Origin of the sequence: Desulfolutivibrio sp. (assembly GCF_036584575.1) — a bacterium.
Lineage (GTDB): Bacteria > Desulfobacterota > Desulfovibrionia > Desulfovibrionales > Desulfovibrionaceae > Desulfolutivibrio.
The window spans coordinates 1-16,242 of sequence record NZ_JAZHDB010000139.1; the positions used below are offsets into that span (position 1 = coordinate 1).

General features: G+C 62.5%; 17 protein-coding genes and 1 pseudogene. 4 read left to right on the forward strand and 14 right to left on the reverse strand.

The window, feature by feature from the left end:
* From V3572_RS10365 to V3572_RS10380, 4 genes and pseudogenes are all read right to left on the reverse strand, one after another.
* Positions 1 to 974: pseudogene (locus tag V3572_RS10365) on the reverse strand (anaerobic carbon-monoxide dehydrogenase catalytic subunit); the annotation flags it as partial.
* A 295-nt stretch (positions 975 to 1,269) separates the two neighbouring features.
* Positions 1,270 to 1,929: a Crp/Fnr family transcriptional regulator gene (locus V3572_RS10370; protein ID WP_332110915.1), complete on the reverse strand. Its 660-nt coding sequence runs from the start codon at positions 1,927 to 1,929 to the stop codon at positions 1,270 to 1,272.
* A 19-nt stretch (positions 1,930 to 1,948) separates the two neighbouring features.
* On the reverse strand, positions 1,949 to 2,869 hold the full coding sequence (locus tag V3572_RS10375; RefSeq protein ID WP_332110916.1) for a TIGR01777 family oxidoreductase: 921 nt from the start codon (positions 2,867 to 2,869) through the stop codon (positions 1,949 to 1,951).
* Between the two features lie 124 nt (positions 2,870 to 2,993).
* Positions 2,994 to 3,632: a hypothetical protein gene (locus tag V3572_RS10380; protein WP_332110918.1), complete on the reverse strand. Its 639-nt coding sequence runs from the start codon at positions 3,630 to 3,632 to the stop codon at positions 2,994 to 2,996.
* Between the two features lie 147 nt (positions 3,633 to 3,779).
* Between V3572_RS10380 and V3572_RS10385 the strand changes: the two genes are divergently transcribed.
* Together V3572_RS10385 and V3572_RS10390 are read left to right on the forward strand one after the other, a co-directional pair.
* Positions 3,780 to 4,244, forward strand: a complete 465-nt coding sequence (locus tag V3572_RS10385; protein ID WP_332110975.1) for a 23S rRNA (pseudouridine(1915)-N(3))-methyltransferase RlmH — start codon at positions 3,780 to 3,782, stop codon at positions 4,242 to 4,244.
* Between the two features lie 32 nt (positions 4,245 to 4,276).
* Positions 4,277 to 4,495, forward strand: coding sequence for a hypothetical protein (locus V3572_RS10390; RefSeq protein WP_332110919.1), 219 nt, complete (start codon positions 4,277 to 4,279; stop codon positions 4,493 to 4,495).
* On the opposite strand, the gene V3572_RS10395 is transcribed toward V3572_RS10390, so the two are convergent.
* The 10 genes from V3572_RS10395 to V3572_RS10440 form a co-directional block, all read right to left on the reverse strand.
* A complete protein-coding gene (locus V3572_RS10395; protein WP_332110920.1) occupies positions 4,435 to 5,172 on the reverse strand; it encodes a 16S rRNA (guanine(527)-N(7))-methyltransferase RsmG in 738 nt (245 codons plus the stop codon). The genes V3572_RS10390 and V3572_RS10395 overlap by 61 nt on opposite strands.
* 137 nt (positions 5,173 to 5,309) lie before the next feature.
* The gene (locus V3572_RS10400; RefSeq protein WP_332110921.1) at positions 5,310 to 5,627 is read right to left on the reverse strand and encodes a hypothetical protein; all 318 of its coding nucleotides are present in this window, start codon (positions 5,625 to 5,627) and stop codon (positions 5,310 to 5,312) included.
* Between the two features lie 232 nt (positions 5,628 to 5,859).
* Positions 5,860 to 6,234 carry a DsrE family protein gene (locus V3572_RS10405; protein ID WP_332110922.1) on the reverse strand — a complete coding sequence of 125 codons (375 nt, stop codon included), beginning with the start codon at positions 6,232 to 6,234 and terminating at the stop codon, positions 5,860 to 5,862.
* Positions 6,235 to 6,274: 40 nt separating this feature from the next.
* A complete protein-coding gene (locus V3572_RS10410) occupies positions 6,275 to 7,198 on the reverse strand; it encodes a (Fe-S)-binding protein (RefSeq protein WP_332110923.1) in 924 nt (307 codons plus the stop codon).
* The gene (locus V3572_RS10415; RefSeq protein ID WP_332110924.1) at positions 7,198 to 7,500 is read right to left on the reverse strand and encodes a 4Fe-4S dicluster domain-containing protein; all 303 of its coding nucleotides are present in this window, start codon (positions 7,498 to 7,500) and stop codon (positions 7,198 to 7,200) included. The genes V3572_RS10410 and V3572_RS10415 overlap by 1 nt, the downstream gene beginning before the upstream one ends.
* A gap of 54 nt (positions 7,501 to 7,554) precedes the next feature.
* Positions 7,555 to 7,872: a winged helix-turn-helix domain-containing protein gene (locus V3572_RS10420; RefSeq protein ID WP_332110925.1), complete on the reverse strand. Its 318-nt coding sequence runs from the start codon at positions 7,870 to 7,872 to the stop codon at positions 7,555 to 7,557.
* A 19-nt stretch (positions 7,873 to 7,891) separates the two neighbouring features.
* On the reverse strand, positions 7,892 to 9,829 hold the full coding sequence (locus V3572_RS10425) for a CoB--CoM heterodisulfide reductase iron-sulfur subunit A family protein (protein ID WP_332110926.1): 1,938 nt from the start codon (positions 9,827 to 9,829) through the stop codon (positions 7,892 to 7,894).
* On the reverse strand, positions 9,822 to 11,150 hold the full coding sequence (locus V3572_RS10430) for an FAD-dependent oxidoreductase (RefSeq protein WP_332110927.1): 1,329 nt from the start codon (positions 11,148 to 11,150) through the stop codon (positions 9,822 to 9,824). The genes V3572_RS10425 and V3572_RS10430 overlap by 8 nt, the downstream gene beginning before the upstream one ends.
* Positions 11,151 to 11,221: 71 nt before the next feature.
* Positions 11,222 to 11,644: a hydrogenase iron-sulfur subunit gene (locus tag V3572_RS10435; protein ID WP_332110928.1), complete on the reverse strand. Its 423-nt coding sequence runs from the start codon at positions 11,642 to 11,644 to the stop codon at positions 11,222 to 11,224.
* A gap of 12 nt (positions 11,645 to 11,656) precedes the next feature.
* Positions 11,657 to 11,911: a sulfurtransferase TusA family protein gene (locus tag V3572_RS10440; protein WP_332110929.1), complete on the reverse strand. Its 255-nt coding sequence runs from the start codon at positions 11,909 to 11,911 to the stop codon at positions 11,657 to 11,659.
* Between the two features lie 487 nt (positions 11,912 to 12,398).
* On the opposite strand from V3572_RS10440, the gene V3572_RS10445 reads away from it, so the two are divergent.
* Complete coding sequence (locus V3572_RS10445; RefSeq protein WP_332110930.1) at positions 12,399 to 13,766, forward strand: sigma-54 interaction domain-containing protein; 1,368 nt, start codon at positions 12,399 to 12,401, stop codon at positions 13,764 to 13,766.
* A 487-nt stretch (positions 13,767 to 14,253) separates the two neighbouring features.
* On the forward strand, positions 14,254 to 16,137 hold the full coding sequence (locus V3572_RS10450; RefSeq protein WP_332110931.1) for a CASTOR/POLLUX-related putative ion channel: 1,884 nt from the start codon (positions 14,254 to 14,256) through the stop codon (positions 16,135 to 16,137).
* Positions 16,138 to 16,242: the final 105 nt, after the last annotated feature.

The window sequence follows — 16,242 nt, forward strand, 5'->3', positions numbered from 1 at the left end:
GCCAGCTCGGTCATGAGGTGGTTGCCGGCCATGGGCACGCCCTGGCGCATGAGCACCTCGTTGCCGGTACAGCACAGCCCGGCCACGTTGATGCCGACCGCCCCGACGGCCCTGGCCTTTTCGATCATGGCGGGGTCTCTGGCCGCAGCCAGAATCATTTCCGAGACGATGGGACTGTGGCCGTGGACGAGGACATTGACCTGGTCCTCCTTGAGAACGCCGAGGTTGACCAGGCTTTCCCTGGGGGTCGGCGTGCCAAAGATGATGTCCGAGGTCTCCGTGGCGATCATGGACCCGCCCCAGCCGTCGGTCAGGGCCACCCGCGCGGCGTGCAGGCAGATGCTTACGGGGTCGCAGTCCACGCCCATGTGGGTGCGGTGGAGCATCTCGACAACGTCGCGGTCCACCCCGCGCGGGGTGACGCCGTGTCGTTCCCAGACCGCCAGGCGCTTTTCCGGGACGCGGGACAGAAACGACAGGGTTTCGGTTCCAAAGCCGAAGTCCTGGATAAACGCCTGGGCCAGTTCCACGGCCACGGCCGCGTCGTCTTTGCCCGCAATGGCAAGCCCGGCCTCGCCGGCCACCCGGCGGAGTTTTTCCGGGTCGCGCAGGGCGTAATCGCGGGTCTTGCCCCGGCCCACGGCCAGAAGCGTCTCCACCAGGTCGCGGCCATGGTCCGAGTGGGCGGCGGCGCCTGCGGCCACGAAGCGTCCGAAGTTGCGGGCCACGGTGAGATCGGCGTCCGCGCCGCAGGTTCCGCGCTGACGTTTGGCGCGGCCCGGGGTGATGCGGCAGGGGCCCATGACGCATTTGGAGCAGGTCAGCCCCTCCTTGCAGAATTTGCAGGCCGGGCGCTGTTCGGCCATGCGGTCCCAGACGGTTGCGACTCCGTCGCGCCGGGCCTTTTCGATCATCGCCTGGGCGTCGGGCCAGATGGTCAGTGATTCGGGTTTGGGTTTGCGTTCCTCGGCCATGGTCGGTGTCCTCCTTCAGGGGGCAAAGCGTCTGGAGACGCGGCGGCCGCCTGCGCACTATCCATGCAGGAGTCCGTCAGCATTCGGTCTCGGACCGATCCCGGGCCGTGGCCCGACCGCGTCATTGTTCTGTCTCGGACGCATAATCCGGGCCGGACGGCCGGGTCTGTCGGCTGGCCGACATTGGAAGCGAATGAGTGTGAAAAAAATGGCGGCTATAAAAATGCGCGGATCGGGTGGCAGCCGTATGCGAAAACGGTGCGGGACAGAACCCTTGAGGGAAGAACATCCGGGATCAGCGTTCGGCGGCGAAATTCTTGAGCGCAGCCATGTCCGGGATGAGATAGACCCCCCGGCGCAGGCGTTGGACAAGATTTTGGCGGTAGAGACGGGACAGGGTTTCGGACACGGTCTGGCGCGTGGCCCCGACAATCTGGGCCAGCTGCTCGGTATTGACCGACAACCGGACGAGCCGCCCCTCGGGCCGCTTTTCGCCGTGGGCCGTGGCCTCGAAATGCATAAATTCCACCACCCGCCGGGGGATGTCCTTGAAGGCCAGGGAATTGATGATGTCGAAACTGCTTTGCAGGACGTCGCCCAGAACCCGGACCATGGTCCGGGTCAGGTCCGGATGGGCGACAATGAGTTCCCGGAAGCGCTGCGTCGGCAGGACGAGCAGGCCGGTATCCTCGAGAACCTCGATATCGGCCCGGGTATGGCTCGAATAGATGTCTCCGGGTTCGAGATGGGACAGGGTGAACGCGCGTTCCTCGAAAGAAAGGTAAAGCCTGGCCCGGCCCGAGGCCACCACGAAAACGACGTTTTCGGCCTGGGGCGGGGCGAAGGGACGCGATCCGGCCGGAAAAGAGCGAAGGTTGAATTCCCGGCGCAGTCCGGCCATGCCCGGCCGGGCCAGGAGGTCAAGAAGATTGATATCCATCAGGCGGGTTTTCATGGCGACCTCCGAAGCCGATCTAGGCCGCCGCCGTCAGGTCGGCCAGGGCCGAGGCGAGGTCCGGGAAGTCGAAGACGAACCCCAAAGCGGCAAGCCGGGTGGGCGCGACCCGCAGGCTGGCCAAAAGCGCGGCGTCGGCCATCTCGCCCAGGGCCAGGCGCAGGGCGAAGGCCGGAACGCGCAGGACCGTGGGACGCCCCAGGGCCTTGCCCAGGGCGGCGGCCAACTGCCCGTTTGTGACCACGCCCGGCGCGACCAGATGAAACGGCCCCATGGCCTCGGGCCGCGTAAGAAGAAAGGCGATGGCCCGGACCTCGTCTTGAAGGTGAATCCAGGGAAACCAGGCCTTGCCGTCGCCCACCGGCCCCCCCAGGCCCAGACGGAATGGCGGCAGCATGCGGGCCAGGGCCCCGCCTCCGGCCCCCAGGACCACCCCCGTGCGCACAATCACCCGGCGCACCCCCATGTCTTCCACCTCGCGGGTGCTCTGCTCCCACTTGACCGCCGTCTCGGCCAGAAAGCCCTTGCCCGGAAGCGAGGCTTCCTCAAGCACCTGCCCGCCCCGGTCGCCATAATACCCCACGGCCGAGGCCTGCACCACCACCCGGGGCTTGACCGCAGCCTTGGCCACGGCCTGGACCACGGCGGACCCGGCGGCCATGCGGCTCTCCACGATGTCGCGCTTCCGCTGGGCGTTCCAGCGCCCGGCGGCGATGTTCTCCCCGGCCAGATTGACGATGGCCGCATCCTCGGCCAATTCCCCCCATCCCCGGGCGGTCATGCCGTCCCAGACCGCATAGTCCACCCGGCCGCCACCCGTTTTGGGGGCGGCAGGACGCGGACGTCTGGTGAGGATGGTGACGTCATGCCCTGAAGCGGTCAGGACATGGGTCAGGGCCGTGCCGATAAACCCCGTTCCTCCGGCAATGATGACGCGCATGGCGGCTCCTTTGGAAAATCCGGATGTGACCATGTCGAAGATAGCGGAAAGACGATGCCTCCGGCAACCACCATACGCGGCGGGCCCGGGGAGATCGGTCGGCGAATACCCGCCGCAGGGGAAATCAGTAGGTAAAATCCAGGCGGTAGCGGACCTTGGGAATGACCTCGAAGGACCAAAAAAACAGTGTATTGCGCCAAAACGCCGACACGTCGCCGCGCAAAAGCGAGATGCTAAGGACCAGGACATAGGACTCGCCCCGCTTGAGCACGTCCCAGGGCCCCAGGTCCATGGCCACCTCGCCAAAGGCCTGACGCAACACATCGGCCAAATTCGTCCCGGAGGCCAGGGGAACGACCGGAGCGGCCGGTTCGTTCGGGGCGGCCCCGGCCCGGCCCGGGCGTTGCGCCGGAGCGGGCTCCACGACATAGCCGTCGCCGGTCTTGCGCACCACGGCCAGGCGGCCGGACTCCGTCACCTGATGGTCCCACAGGTAGTCGCTTTTTTCCGACAACCGGGCCTCCATGCGCAGGGCCAGGATGCCGTCTTCGGCAAAGACCGCTTCCAGCGGCGTCAGATCGGGGATGGCCAGGCCGAAACGCACCAGGATTTTCCCGTCATGGTTGTTGAGGACAAGGTTGCTCAAGTCCAGGGAGGCGGCGGCCAGGGGCGAAGCTCCCACGACGGCAAGGACTGTCGACAGGCAGCCGACCACCAGGGCGTTGCGCACGCCCGCCCAAAATCCCCGGAAACAAGACCCCATCCCTGACTCCGCCTTTTGTCTCGTGTGCTGTGAACCCGTACCACCCTGCCGCAGCCAGCCGACAGCGCTTTGACAATGCTTCTTCCCCAAGGATACACCATGACTCACAATTCACAAAATACAAAACCCGGACCGGCAAAGACCGCTGTGAAACCGTTGCGCTTTCTTTTCGTCGGCCAAGCCAAGGCCCCATTTTTCCGGCAGGCCGAGGATCACTACCTCGAGGCCATCGGGCATAGTATCGCCACCGTTCGGGTGGTGGTCAAGGACGCCCGCTCGGGAAATCCCGACGACCGGAAAAAGGCCGAGGGCAAGGCCGTGCTGGAACGTCTGGGGGCCAGGGATTTTCCCGTGGTTCTGGACGGACGCGGAAAAATGTACGATTCCCCGGCCCTGGCCGCGCGTCTGGGCGTCTGGGTGGAGGATCCCGGCCGGGCCCCCTGCTTCATCGTGGGCGGAGCCTACGGCCTGCCGGACGAGGTGCTGGCCCGGGCCGGGGAGGTCTTAAGCCTGGGGCCCGGCACCCTGCCCCACGAACTGGCCCGGGTGGTGCTTCTGGAACAGGTCTACCGGGCCATGGCCATTTTGCGTGGCGCGCCCTATCATCACTAAAAAACCGGCCGCACCCCGGCCAAGGAGTTCCCATGCTCGACCCGGCCTATCTGAAAAAAATCGAGGCCTACATCAAAAGCGGCGACATGGCCTTCGACTTTGAAAACGGCGACGAAGACCGCAAGGGACTGATCCTGGATTTCCTGGAACAGCTCATGGACCTGGCGGAACTGGCCGACGAAACGGCCACTCAGCTCATCTTCAAGGGCAGCGCCCTGGAGGCGTTTTTAGGGACGAACAGCGACAAATAGCGGGTTTTCCCGAGCACCTCGTAGGCGGACTCGGCATGCTGCGCCCAGCCAGCCCCGGCGATGGCCGCGGGATCGTCGGCCGGGCGGTCGCCGGTCATGGTCAGCACCGCCACGGGCCGTCCCAGATTCCCCAGGCGCGTCGCGGCAAAGGCCAGAAACTTCGGCCAGGGAAGAAAGGCCCGGGACAGGCACAGGACCAGCCCCGGCCGATCCGGGATCACGAGCCGTCCCGGTGCCTCCTCGGCCCGGCCGGAAAAGACCGTGGTCCGGGGCAGGGACAGGCGGGCCAGGGCCTCGGCCAAAAAGACGGCGCGTTTGGCCCGCACCTCGATCAGGACGTAATCCCCGCGCGTCCACAGGATGCGCAAGGGGATTCCCGGCAGTCCCGCCCCGGCCCCGAAATCCAGGCAAAGCGGCTCCCCTCCGGCTGCGTCGAGAAGCCCGGCCACGCGTGGCGATTCGAGAAAGGCGGCCAGATGCAGGCTGTCGACCGCCAGATCGTCCAAAATCTCCGTCCACCGGATGTGCCCCACCAGATTGACCCGGCGGTTCCAGGCCGTGAGCACCTCCAGGTAGGCGGCCAGGGAAGCGGCCTGATCGGCCGTGACGGCCAGGCTCTGGGCGGCCAGCCGCGTCTGGATGGCGGCCGGGGCGATGGCGTCGGAGGTTTTGGTCATGGGGGGCGTATCCTTTGGCGGGCGTGGCCGCGTGGCGGATGTACCCCGAGACGGGCGCTTTGAAAAGACGCCGCCCCGGGGGAGCCATACCCGGGGCGGTTGCGATGATCCCGGCCAGGAAACAGGGATCGTGCGGATTATGGCTGGAGGTATTTCCGGTTGACATCCTTGAGCTTTTTTTCAAGCTCGGGGCACTGCTCGGGCGGCAGACCGAGCTTGACCATCTTCGGGATGACGGTTTTGCACAGACAATCGAAAAACTGACGCCGCACCTCGGCAGGCTTTCCGGAAACCTCCTTCCAGTCCGCAAAACCATGCACCTTCACGCACTCCGAGACCGCGAACCGAAAGGCCCCCTTGACGGAAAGATGGTTCAACCCGGGATGCAGTTTCCCGACTTCCCTGGCCAATTCATCGATTTTTTGTTCCTGTCTGGTCACCCCTGTCATGCTCATGAGACACCTCCAACAAACGACGGTTCAACATTCAAGCGGCAAAACAGATGCCTTTGGGAACAGTCCGGAGGAAGCCGACAAGACCTCCCCCGGATTGCGTCGCAGATGTGCAGCCTGGACAATTCCCTTGAATCGCGATTTCGCCATTCGCGCAGCGTGTTATTTCAAAAAAGCTGCCAGATCGATTTCATTTCTCTTTGGCAATGCTGTCGTGCTGCGTAGGGAGCCCCCGCTAGAAAACCAGCACCGCGTCGGCCTCGATGGCCGCGATGTTCAAGGCCCCGCCAGCCGTGATTTCCGCCTCCTCGATCAGATCGGACTCGTCGATGTTGCGTTCGGCGATGCAGGGTTTGCAGACCTTGAGCTCCCCGCCCTGGGCGATGAAGTCCTCCATCAATTTTTTGAGCGGCGGGAATCCCCCGCCAGACAGCATGTGGTTTACGAATCCCTTCTGCGCCAGGTAGACGCCGTTGGCCTGCAACGCGATGGTGGCCTTGATGTCCATGGCCAGGGCCGCATTGCCCAGGACAAAGGGCAGGTGCGCCTTTTCAGGATGATCGTTGGCATGGGTTCCGATGTAGAGGATTTTCTCCTGTTTTTCCGACATGATCGTTCCTTCCTTGTGGTTATCAGTTGGTGGCCGACGCTTAAGCGCCCGCCAGTATGGAGGACAAATCCACGACATTGGCGCCCGACCTGGCCAGGTTGTTGAGGCAGATCGGGCACATGGTCACAATCTGTTCCCCGGTGGCGTCGAGCTTTTGCACCCGTTGCGAACCGATCCGGGAGGACAGCTTGGGGGAGATGGATTCGGCAGGCCCGCCGCAGCAACTGGTGAACAACCCGCTCTCGCGCACATCCACGCATTCGTAGCCGATCTCTCCCAGAATCCGGCGCGGGGCGCTCGAGAGTTCCAGATAGCGGCCATAGAAACACGGATCGTGCAGCGTGAGTTTTTTCCCCGCTCCGTTGGCGCGAAGGTGCAGGGCCTCGAAATAGGTGCTGACCTCAAAAGACGCCCCGACGTATTTCGGGTAGAGAACCTTCAAGGCATACGTCGTGTGGGGGTCCGTGGTGATGATCTTTCTCACCCCGGCCTTTTGCAGTTTTTCGGCCACGATGCGGGCATGGCGGACGAAGTTCTCCTGGTCGCCCAGGTCATAGAGCAGGATGCCGCTGTATTCGTCGAGGTCCGGGCGATAGCCGAAACGCGTTCCGGAGGCCCGCAAGACCTTGACGATATTGCGCAGATGCCCCGCCGCCTTGGTTTTTTCGGCCGCCGGAGTGAGCATGGCCAGGCCCAGGCCGGACAGGGAGCTCGGCATATACTTGGCGTATTTGAGATAGGGCGTCCATTTCGTGTCCTCGTACCGTTCCAATTGCCTGGTGGCGGTCTCGATGTAGGGGACGAACTGGTACATAAGGCCCGTAAAAAGCAGAGTCTCCTCGTCCGGCCGCAGCCCTTCCGTCTTCCACCACCCGTTGACCAGGCCCTTGGGCACGCCGAAGGGACTCATGGTCTTTCGGACGTTGCCGGCCAGGATCTCGATAATGTCTCTGGGATTGTACATCAGGACTTCCTCCAGGCGGCCGTCACAAACCGCTTGAGCGTCAAAATGACCTCGCCGGGGTTTGCCCCGCGCGGACAGGTCTGGGTACACAGGCCGCAGTGCAGGCAGCGCCACAGATCCTGGGCGTGTTCCATAATCCGATCCTGGGCGCCGATTTGCACGTAGCGAATCATCTTTCGCGGAAAATGCTCGGAAATCAGGGGGCATATCGCCGCGCATGTCCCGCAGTTGAAGCAGGCCGAGCCGAGGTCCGCGCTCAACGGCTCAAGGCGCTTGACGAATTCCGGGTTGACTCCGGTCATGACGTTTCTCCTTCCCTGACGAATTCGGTTTCGGAACAGGTCCAAAAAACCGCATTATGCTTCTTGGGCCTGCGCCGCCTCGGCAGCCAGGGCGTACCGGTAAAAGCTGCCGTCTTTCTCCGCCTCCACGACCTCGCCGAACTTTTTCAGGCTGGCCACCATCCACAGCGCCGCATCCGGGGCAAGTCCCGTGGCCTCGGCGATTTCCGGAACCGTGGCGCTTGCGGCCGCCAGACGGTCCATGACGGCCTTTCGGGCCTTCTTGTTCTCCCGGGCCAGGGCCGAGGCCCCGGCGATCCAATCCTTGCGTTCGGCCCGCAGGGCCTTCAATCTTTCCTTGGAGACAGGCGTATCGGATATGTTGTGACTCATGGGATTGCTCCTTGTTCGCTCACGCGCCGACCGCTTCGGGGACCGCGCCCGAGTCCTCGCACACGGCATCGGAGACGATCATGTCCACCATTGCCTCGTATTGCGCGAGGGTCCATCCGTTGATGTCGATGGCGTTTTCGGGACACACGGCCACGCAGGCGCCGCAGCCCAGGCACAAAGCCGGGGTCACCCTGGCCCGCGTGACCTGCCTGCCGTCGAGGTCCATGGTCTCCAGGGCGATGGCCCCCGGGTTCAGGCAGGCCTCGACGCAGGCCCCGGTCCCTGTGCAGCGGCGCACATCGACCTCGGCCACGAAGGGGTCGAGCTCCACGTAGCCCTTGCTCAGAAGCGACACGGCCTTGACAGCGGCGGCCGAGGCCGCGTTGCAGGTCTCGCCCGCATCCATGGGGGCCTGGCAGGTTCCGGCCAGGAAAATGCCTGCGATGGGCAATTCCACCGGACGCAGCTTGGGGTGGGTCTCCAGGAGAAACCGATCCGCCCCCACCGGCAGCTTGAGCATCTCCACCAGATCGGCCACAGGCCCGGGCTCCATGCCCGTGGCCAAAACGACCAGATCCACGGGCACCTCCAACTCCTCGCCAAAGGTCAGCTGGTCCGTGACCGTCACCTTCAGGGGATGGCCGCTGCCCGGCGCACTGCGCTGCACCACGGGGGCCTGGTCGGCGCCAAAACGCATGAACACCACCCGGTTGCCCGAGGCCTTGGCGTACAGCTCCTCCTGGCCCCGGCCATAGGTCCGGATGTCCCGATACAGCTCGTAGACGCTGGTCTGCGGACAGGCCTCGCGGATGGCGTTGGCCGTGTTGATGGCCGAGGTGCAACAGACCCGGGAACAGTGCTCGTTGAGGTGACCGTGCTCGTCCTCCTCATGGATGCCGGGAATCTGGCGGCTGCCCACGCAATGGATAAGCGCCATGCTGCGGATGGGGCGTCCGTCGAGGACCAGCGTGCCGCCACGTTGTTCCTTAAGGCCGCCGATCTTTTGGATCAGATCCGGCAGGGTGACCACTTCCGTGTTCTCGCTGTACCCGTATTCCCCGGGCCGGGGGGTGTAGGAGGTAAATCCCGTGGCCAGGACGACCACCCCGGTTTGCAGGGTCGTCTGGGCCTGGCTTGAAGACGGGGGAACCAGGACGCCCTTGCCCGGGACATATCCCCCGGGCCAGGTCTCCCCGGCCGGGGCGCAGGCCCCGGGGACGGGAGACACGTCCAGGGTGAAATTGCCGACATACCCCCCAAAGGAGGTCACGGCGGACCCGGCGTGAACGGTGATGTCCGGATGGTCGAGAATGCGACCGGCCAACGTGGTCACCAGATGCGCGGCGTCCTCTCCGGTGGGGGCCAACCGGACAAGCCGGGAGACGCCGCCGCCCAGATAGGGGGTTTTTTCGACCAGGGCCACCCGCACCCCCATGGCCGCCAGATCCAGGGCCGCGCGCATCCCCGCGATGCCGCCGCCGATGACCACGGCATGGCGTCGGGCCTCGACCCGGATGGGTTCCAGGGGGATCAGGGTGCGGGCCTTGCCCGTGGCCGCCGCGATCAGGCGGCTGGCCTTGTCCGTGGCCGCCTGGCCGTGATGCACCCAGCTGACCTGTTCACGGATGTTGGCGTGCTCGTATTGGTAGGGATTGCCCCCGGCCCGGGCGATGGCCGAGCGAAAGGTCGATTCGTGCAGGCTCGGGGCGCAGGAGGCCACCACCACCCGGTTGATGCGGCCCTGGCGCAGATCCTCCATGATGAGTTCCTGGCCCGGGTCCGAACACATGAACATGTTGGTCCTGGCCACGGCGACGCCCGGCGTCTTCTCCATGCGCTCCCGGACCTTCTCCACATCCACATGATCGGAGATGTTCCCGCCGCAGTAGCAGATATAGACACCGACCTTGGCCTGCTCCCCGGAGTCCGGGGCTTTGGCGCGTTCTGGCTCACTCATGGGCCGACTCCTTGTTGGCCGCCTTCGGGCCGACGCCCGAAAGCGCAGTCAGATACTTCGCGGCCTCCATCGCCGCCGCCCCGGCCTCGGTGATGGTATCCACGATATCCTTGGGACCGGCCGCCACGCCGGCCACGAAAACGCCGTCCACATCCGTCACGGCTGGCGACATCTTGGGCAGCACGGACTGGATGAACCCGTCCGGCCCAAGTCCCACGGGACAGACGCCGCCGGGGGCGAAGCCGGGCAGCACGCCCATGGACAGCACCACCAGGTCATGGTCCCTGGAGGTCGCGCCCTGGCCCGTCTGGTCTTCGTAGCGCACGGTCACCGCGCCGCCCTCGCCCGCGTCCAGGGACGCGACCTTGGCCTTGACGAACTCGATGCCCATGGCCTTGGCGTTTTGGTAAAACTGCTCGTAGTTTTTCCCGAAGGCCCGAATGTCCATGTAATAGATGGTGATGTCCGCCAGGGGCAGGGAGCCGGACAGCAACATGGCCTGTTTGACGGCGTACATGCAGCAAAACCGCGAGCAATAGGAGACGCCCATGCTCGCGTCACGCGATCCGGCGCATTGCACGTAGGCTATGGAATCAGGAATCATGCCGTCCGAGGGACGCAGCACCCTGCCGTAGGGGCCGTGGGGGGCGAGCAGGCGCTCCATCTGCAAGGAATCGATGACGTTGGGAATGTCCCCATTGCCGTACTGCGGCTTGTCCGCCACCGACGACAACTCGTATCCGGTGGCCAGGATGGCCGTTTTGGCCTGAATCGCCAGCGGTTCGGGCTTTTGGTCGTAACGGATGGCCTTGGTGGGACAGACGTCGGCGCATTTTCCGCACAACATGCAGTTTTCCACGTCCAAAAGCGCCTTTTGCGGGATGGCGTTGGAAAACGGAATGCGGATGGCCTTTCGCCCGGAAAATCCCCCCTGCTCGGCATCGGGAACGAGAACGGGACAGTTGTATTCGCACTTCCGGCAGCCGATACACTTATCGATGTCAACGTATCGCGGCCGCTGGATCATCGAAACAAAAACGCCTGCCGCGTTTTTCTCAACCCGTTGCACGTCGCAACAGGTATAGAGGGTAATGTTTTCATGGTGCGCCGCCGCCGCCATTTTCGGCGTGGTGATGCAACTGGCGCAGTCCAGGGTTGGAAACACCTTGGAAAGACGGATCATCTTTCCGCCGATGGAGGCGTCTTTTTCCACCACGGCCGTCGTGTATCCCTGCCCGGCCAGGTCCAGGGCCGATTGCAACCCGGCAATGCCGCCGCCGATGACCACGGCGTCAAATAGAGCGTTATTCGATGAGTCCATGTGTTGCCCCCGAACACGCGCGTGGCTCGCGGCAGCGGCCACGCGCATCTTTTATATGTCCGTCCGATTCCCTATTGCGCCTGAACCGGCGGGTTCAATTCGTGGACGATCTGATTCATTTGGTTCACTTCGTTGAGAAAGGCCCTGTTGCACACGGTACAGATCGCTGTCAGGCGCAGCCTGCGAATATCCAGGCCTTCCTCCTTCATGAGTTCATAAATGCGGTCCAACCGCTTGGCCATGGCCTTGTACGCCCCCTCGTAGGGGCATTCCTCGCCGCAGGACATGATGATGATGCCGCCGATCCCCTTCCTGAAACAATCAAGGTAGAACTTCTCGGGAAACAACACCGGGGCCTTCACCTTGAGGACGTAGACGTTGGCGGGATACGAGGCGTGGGCCTGCCCCACCGAGTCCGCTCCGGGGTAGGCGCAGCTTTCCGTGGCGAGAAGAAGAATCTTGTCCTGCGCCTTCGCGCGTATCTGGCTCCCCATGACCGCCTCCGCCTACTTCTTTCTGCGAATGAAGTGCTTGTCGTAGCCTTCCGCCGCAACCATCCCCAGATATTCGTGCCCGACCTTCCCGGCCCAGGCCGGAATGTCCGTCCGGGTTCCCGAGTCGTTGGAATAGATTTCAAGCACCTCGCCCACCTTGACCTTGCCGATCCCCTTCTTGGCTTCGAGCAGGGGCCCGGGGCAGGCGCTCCCCCGGGCGTCGGAGGTGTTGGCGATCTGGACGGAGGAAAGATCGAGATCAGACATGATGCTACTCCTTGTTTGAAGATTCTTTTCCATGACGATGAAATATCCACGGCCGCATTTCTTGCTTTCATTTCCGATGCCCATGCACACGAAGTCATGATGTATGCGTCGCAAGTCTTCAACTATCGACCGATCATCGCACACTATTTCAATGGATTCTCCCGGCGACATCTTCTGCATGACAGACCCGACTTCGAGAATGACCAGCGGGGTTATGGAATTTCGAAGATCGAACCGGATCATGTCATATTCCATGTTTGTGCTCTTCGTGTGGGCTAACAGACACCTCTCTTAGCCAGGACCGTGCCAACCTGGCGACATGGGGAGAAGCCTCGCCGGTCATCTGCCAACATTCTTTTTTTGTTCATATTTTTTCGGAAGTCCCGTCTGCCTGTGAATCACTAGGCCACTTTTTCTTGTCCTGGGACTGTCCATGTGTTATGTTTCAGAACATCTAAATCGTTAAAAAACTGAACAGGACTCAGCCATGCTCACCCAAGGCCTCGACGAATACTGGCGCACGGTGGTGAACACCATTCAGGACGGGGTAATGATCGTGGACACCCAGGGGCGGATCGTTTCCGTCAACAGCGCCCTGGAAGAGATCACGGGCTACGCCCGCGATGAACTTGTGGGATCGTCATGCACGATCATCAACTGCACCTCCTGCGAACTGGCCCGCGATAACGAAGGCTGCCATTGGTGCGTGATGTTCCAAAAGGGGAAACTGCGACGGCAGCGATGCGCCATTACCCGCAAAGATGGCTCCGTCATCCATATCGTAAAAAACGCTTCGGTTCTGAAAGACGCCTCCGGCACGGTCATCGGGGCGGTGGAAACCATGACCGACGTGACCGATCTCCTGGAGAAGGAAACCCAGATCGAGACCTATCGCCGGGAACTGTTGGCGGAAGACACGTTCCATGGTCTTATCGGCCGTTCGCCCGCCATGTTTCAGGTCTACGACATGATCGCCAACGCAGCGCAATCGGATGCGCCGGTCATCATCTACGGCGAGAGCGGGACCGGAAAGGAACTGGCGGCCATTGCCGTACACGAGGCGGGCTCGCGCGCCGCCAGGCCGTATATCAAGGTGAATTGCGCCGCGCTCAACGAGTCGCTTTTGGAAAGCGAGCTGTTCGGCCATGTGAAAGGGGCGTATACCGGGGCGCACCGAAATCGGACGGGACGCTTCGAGATGGCGGCCGATGGCGACATCTTCCTGGATGAGATCGGGGACATGCCGCTGAGCACCCAGGTCAAACTCCTGCGCGTGCTGGAGGACAGGGTCATCGAGCGGGTGGGGGATAACCAGCCCATCCCGGTCCAGGCCAGGATCATCTCGGCCACCAACCGGGATCTGCCGACGCTGGTCGGCCAGGGGGCCTTTCGGCGGGATTTCTATTACCGCATCAACGTCATTCCCATCAAAATGCCCGCTCTGCGCGACCGCAAGGAAGACATTCCGCTTCTGGCCGAGGCCTTTTTCCGGCGCATCAAGCTGAAATACGAAAAGAAAAACATCCAGGGTATCGCCCGGGAAACCATGGACGTCTTGATGCGCTACCCCTGGCCGGGGAATGTGCGGGAACTCAAGAGCGCCTTCGAATATGCCTTCATCGCCTGCCGGGGCGATGTCCTGGAGCCTGGCGACCTGCCAAACGACATCACCCAGGAGACGGCCACGCCGTCGGCGCCCCCCCTCCCCGCCGTCGGCGACCTGGACGCCATACGCAAAAAACGCCTTGTGGAGGCCCTGCGCGCCGCCGGGGGCAACCAATCCGAGGCGGCACGGCTGCTTTGCATCTCCAGGACCACCATCTGGAGCCAGATCAAACGCTTCGGACTGAAATAACCACGGTCGCGTGGCGGATTGCGCCTGTCACCATTCCCGGAAGGGTCGCGGACATGGCCAACGCACACGGTGAACGAACAATGAATTGCGGTTCCATGCGGACAGAGGGTGGTTCTCCATGACATGCCCTTTGCCGAGCCTTATTTTCGCCCCACTCGGCAGAAAATCCTGGCATTATGGAACATTTCCTCGGGCTTGTCTTCATCCGATGCAGATTATCAATATAACTAACGCAAAATTTGCATTTCCCGTGAACAATAATTGCTTTCATAATCACTGTCCTACACGTGCTGCATAAAACGGACACACCTTCGGAAATTAATTTCTATTAACACAAACAGTCATCAAGCTTATTATTGACAGCCTCACAGGCTATGCCCTATTGAGACCGAAAATTGTATTATAATTATTATGTATAATTGTTTATCCACGATCTGGCCAACAGCAGATCCGCAACAGCTGGATGACCAGCAAAGGATTGGTGGGTATGCACAAAATCACTGCCCGGGATAAATTCCGCTATCAGTTTGACGCCTTCATGTCCCGCGGCTCCGGGGCCCTTATTCTGGGACTGTTCCTGGTGTCCGCCATTATCGTGGTCCTGGCCTCGATAGTGGTTATGGCCCTGGACCTGGCCCCGGAGCCGCAGTCCATGCCGCTTCACATGTGGGGTAACCTCATGCGCCTTGTCGACGCCGGAACATTGGCCGGCGACAGCGGTGACTGGCCGTATCTGATGCTGATGCTGCTGGTCACGGCCGGCGGCGTCTTCATCTTCAGCAGCCTCATCGGCGTGCTGACCACGGGGCTCGAAGCCAAGCTCGACGAACTGCGCAAGGGCCGCTCCCTGGTGGCCGAGACAGGCCACAGCATCATCCTCGGCTGGTCGCCGCACATCTTCTCCGTGGTTTCGGAACTGGCCCTGGCCAACGAAAGTCAGGGCTCTTTCCGCATTGTCGTCATGGCCCGGAAAGACAAGGTGGAGATGGAGGACGAACTGCGCGACAAGGTCAAATTACCCCGGGGCGGACGCCTGGTCTGTCGCACGGGCGACCCCATGAACCCGGACGATCTGACCATCGTCAACCCCGGTGCGGCCAAGTCCATCCTCATCATCACCGACGAAGGCGACGATCCGGACGCCTCGGTGCTCAAAACCGTGCTCGCCCTTTCCCACAACCTTGCGGACGTGGCCCCGGGGCCGCATATCGCAGCGGTTCTGAGCAACGACCGCAACCTCTCCGCCGCGACCATCGCCGGGGCAGGTCGGGCCGTCTTCATCCCTGCCGGCGGCATTGTCGCCCGGATCATGGCCCAGACCTGCCGACAGCCCGGACTGTCCATCGTGATCGCCGATCTCCTGGATTTCTCCGGCGACGAAATCTACATGTACGCCAACCCGCGGCTGGAGGGAAAAACCTATGGCCACATCGCCCTGGGCATGGGGCACGGAGCGGCCATGGGGCTTCGAACGGCCTCAGGAATGATACGGATCAATCCCCCGGGAAACACCATCTTTGGGCCCGGAGACGACCTTATCTGCCTCGCCGGGGACGACAGCGTAATATCTTTGGCCGAGAAATCCCCCCTCGTGGATGAAGCCGCCCTTGCAACCGGAGAGATCCGGCCCGCAAAGCCGGAACGCCTGCTCATTCTCGGCTGGAACAATCTCGGCCCGCTTTTTCTCTCAAGCATTGACGAATACGCCGCCCCGGGTTCGGAGGTCGTCATTGTAACCTCTGCCATCACCCACGGCTCGCCCATCCCGGAAAACCTGCGAAACATGCAGGTCACGGCCAGCACCGCGGACGTTTCGGACCCGGCGATTCTGGAAGGACTGTCGCCGCAGGATTTCGACCATGTCATGGTTTTCAGCGATCCGAGCCTGCCCCTGCAAAGCGCAGATGCAAAAACGCTGGCCATCCTCCTGCAACTCCGGGCCATCGCCGACCGGCTTGGCCGACGCTTTCCCATCACCACCCAGATCCTCGACGACCGCAACCATTCCCTGGCCCAGGCCGCCAGAGCCGACGATTTCATTGTCAGCGACCGCCTTCTGAGCATGATGCTTGCCCAAGTCAGCGAAAATCCCGAACTGATCCAGGTTTTCGGCGACCTTTTCCGATCCGAGGGATCGGAGTTGTACCTCAAGCCGGTCGCAGCATATGTGCGTGAGGGTTGTCCCGTGTCATTCGCCACCGTGATTCATGCCGCCTTGCGCCGGGGCGAAACCGCCCTGGGCTGGCGCGCCGCTGCGTCGGCAAACGATGCGCACGCCAACTATGGCGTGCGGCTCAACCCTTCCAGTTCGGAAATCGTGACCTTCGCGCCAGGCGACAAGATCATCGTGCTGGCTGAAGACGAAAGCTGACGGGGTGTCTCCGCTTGTACCCGGGGCATGCCGACCATGCAGACATCCTGGTCGCGTACGTGGCGTCAGGCCCGGGATAAGGCGTTATTGTGTTCGTACTGCGTG

Excerpts from the sequence above, each read along its gene's own strand:
- V3572_RS10370 (WP_332110915.1), bottom strand. The coding sequence starts at position 1,929 with ATGAAAACCCGCCTGATGGATATCAATCTTCTTGACCTCCTGGCCCGG.
- V3572_RS10375 (WP_332110916.1), bottom strand. The coding sequence starts at position 2,869 with ATGCGCGTCATCATTGCCGGAGGAACGGGGTTTATCGGCACGGCCCTG.
- V3572_RS10380 (WP_332110918.1), bottom strand. The coding sequence starts at position 3,632 with ATGGGGTCTTGTTTCCGGGGATTTTGGGCGGGCGTGCGCAACGCCCTG.
- V3572_RS10390 (WP_332110919.1), top strand. The coding sequence starts at position 4,277 with ATGCTCGACCCGGCCTATCTGAAAAAAATCGAGGCCTACATCAAAAGC.
- V3572_RS10395 (WP_332110920.1), bottom strand. The coding sequence starts at position 5,172 with ATGACCAAAACCTCCGACGCCATCGCCCCGGCCGCCATCCAGACGCGG.
- V3572_RS10400 (WP_332110921.1), bottom strand. The coding sequence starts at position 5,627 with ATGAGCATGACAGGGGTGACCAGACAGGAACAAAAAATCGATGAATTG.
- V3572_RS10405 (WP_332110922.1), bottom strand. The coding sequence starts at position 6,234 with ATGTCGGAAAAACAGGAGAAAATCCTCTACATCGGAACCCATGCCAAC.
- V3572_RS10410 (WP_332110923.1), bottom strand. The coding sequence starts at position 7,198 with ATGTACAATCCCAGAGACATTATCGAGATCCTGGCCGGCAACGTCCGA.
- V3572_RS10415 (WP_332110924.1), bottom strand. The coding sequence starts at position 7,500 with ATGACCGGAGTCAACCCGGAATTCGTCAAGCGCCTTGAGCCGTTGAGC.
- V3572_RS10420 (WP_332110925.1), bottom strand. The coding sequence starts at position 7,872 with ATGAGTCACAACATATCCGATACGCCTGTCTCCAAGGAAAGATTGAAG.
- V3572_RS10425 (WP_332110926.1), bottom strand. The coding sequence starts at position 9,829 with ATGAGTGAGCCAGAACGCGCCAAAGCCCCGGACTCCGGGGAGCAGGCC.
- V3572_RS10430 (WP_332110927.1), bottom strand. The coding sequence starts at position 11,150 with ATGGACTCATCGAATAACGCTCTATTTGACGCCGTGGTCATCGGCGGC.
- V3572_RS10435 (WP_332110928.1), bottom strand. The coding sequence starts at position 11,644 with ATGGGGAGCCAGATACGCGCGAAGGCGCAGGACAAGATTCTTCTTCTC.
- V3572_RS10440 (WP_332110929.1), bottom strand. The coding sequence starts at position 11,911 with ATGTCTGATCTCGATCTTTCCTCCGTCCAGATCGCCAACACCTCCGAC.
- V3572_RS10445 (WP_332110930.1), top strand. The coding sequence starts at position 12,399 with ATGCTCACCCAAGGCCTCGACGAATACTGGCGCACGGTGGTGAACACC.
- V3572_RS10450 (WP_332110931.1), top strand. The coding sequence starts at position 14,254 with ATGCACAAAATCACTGCCCGGGATAAATTCCGCTATCAGTTTGACGCC.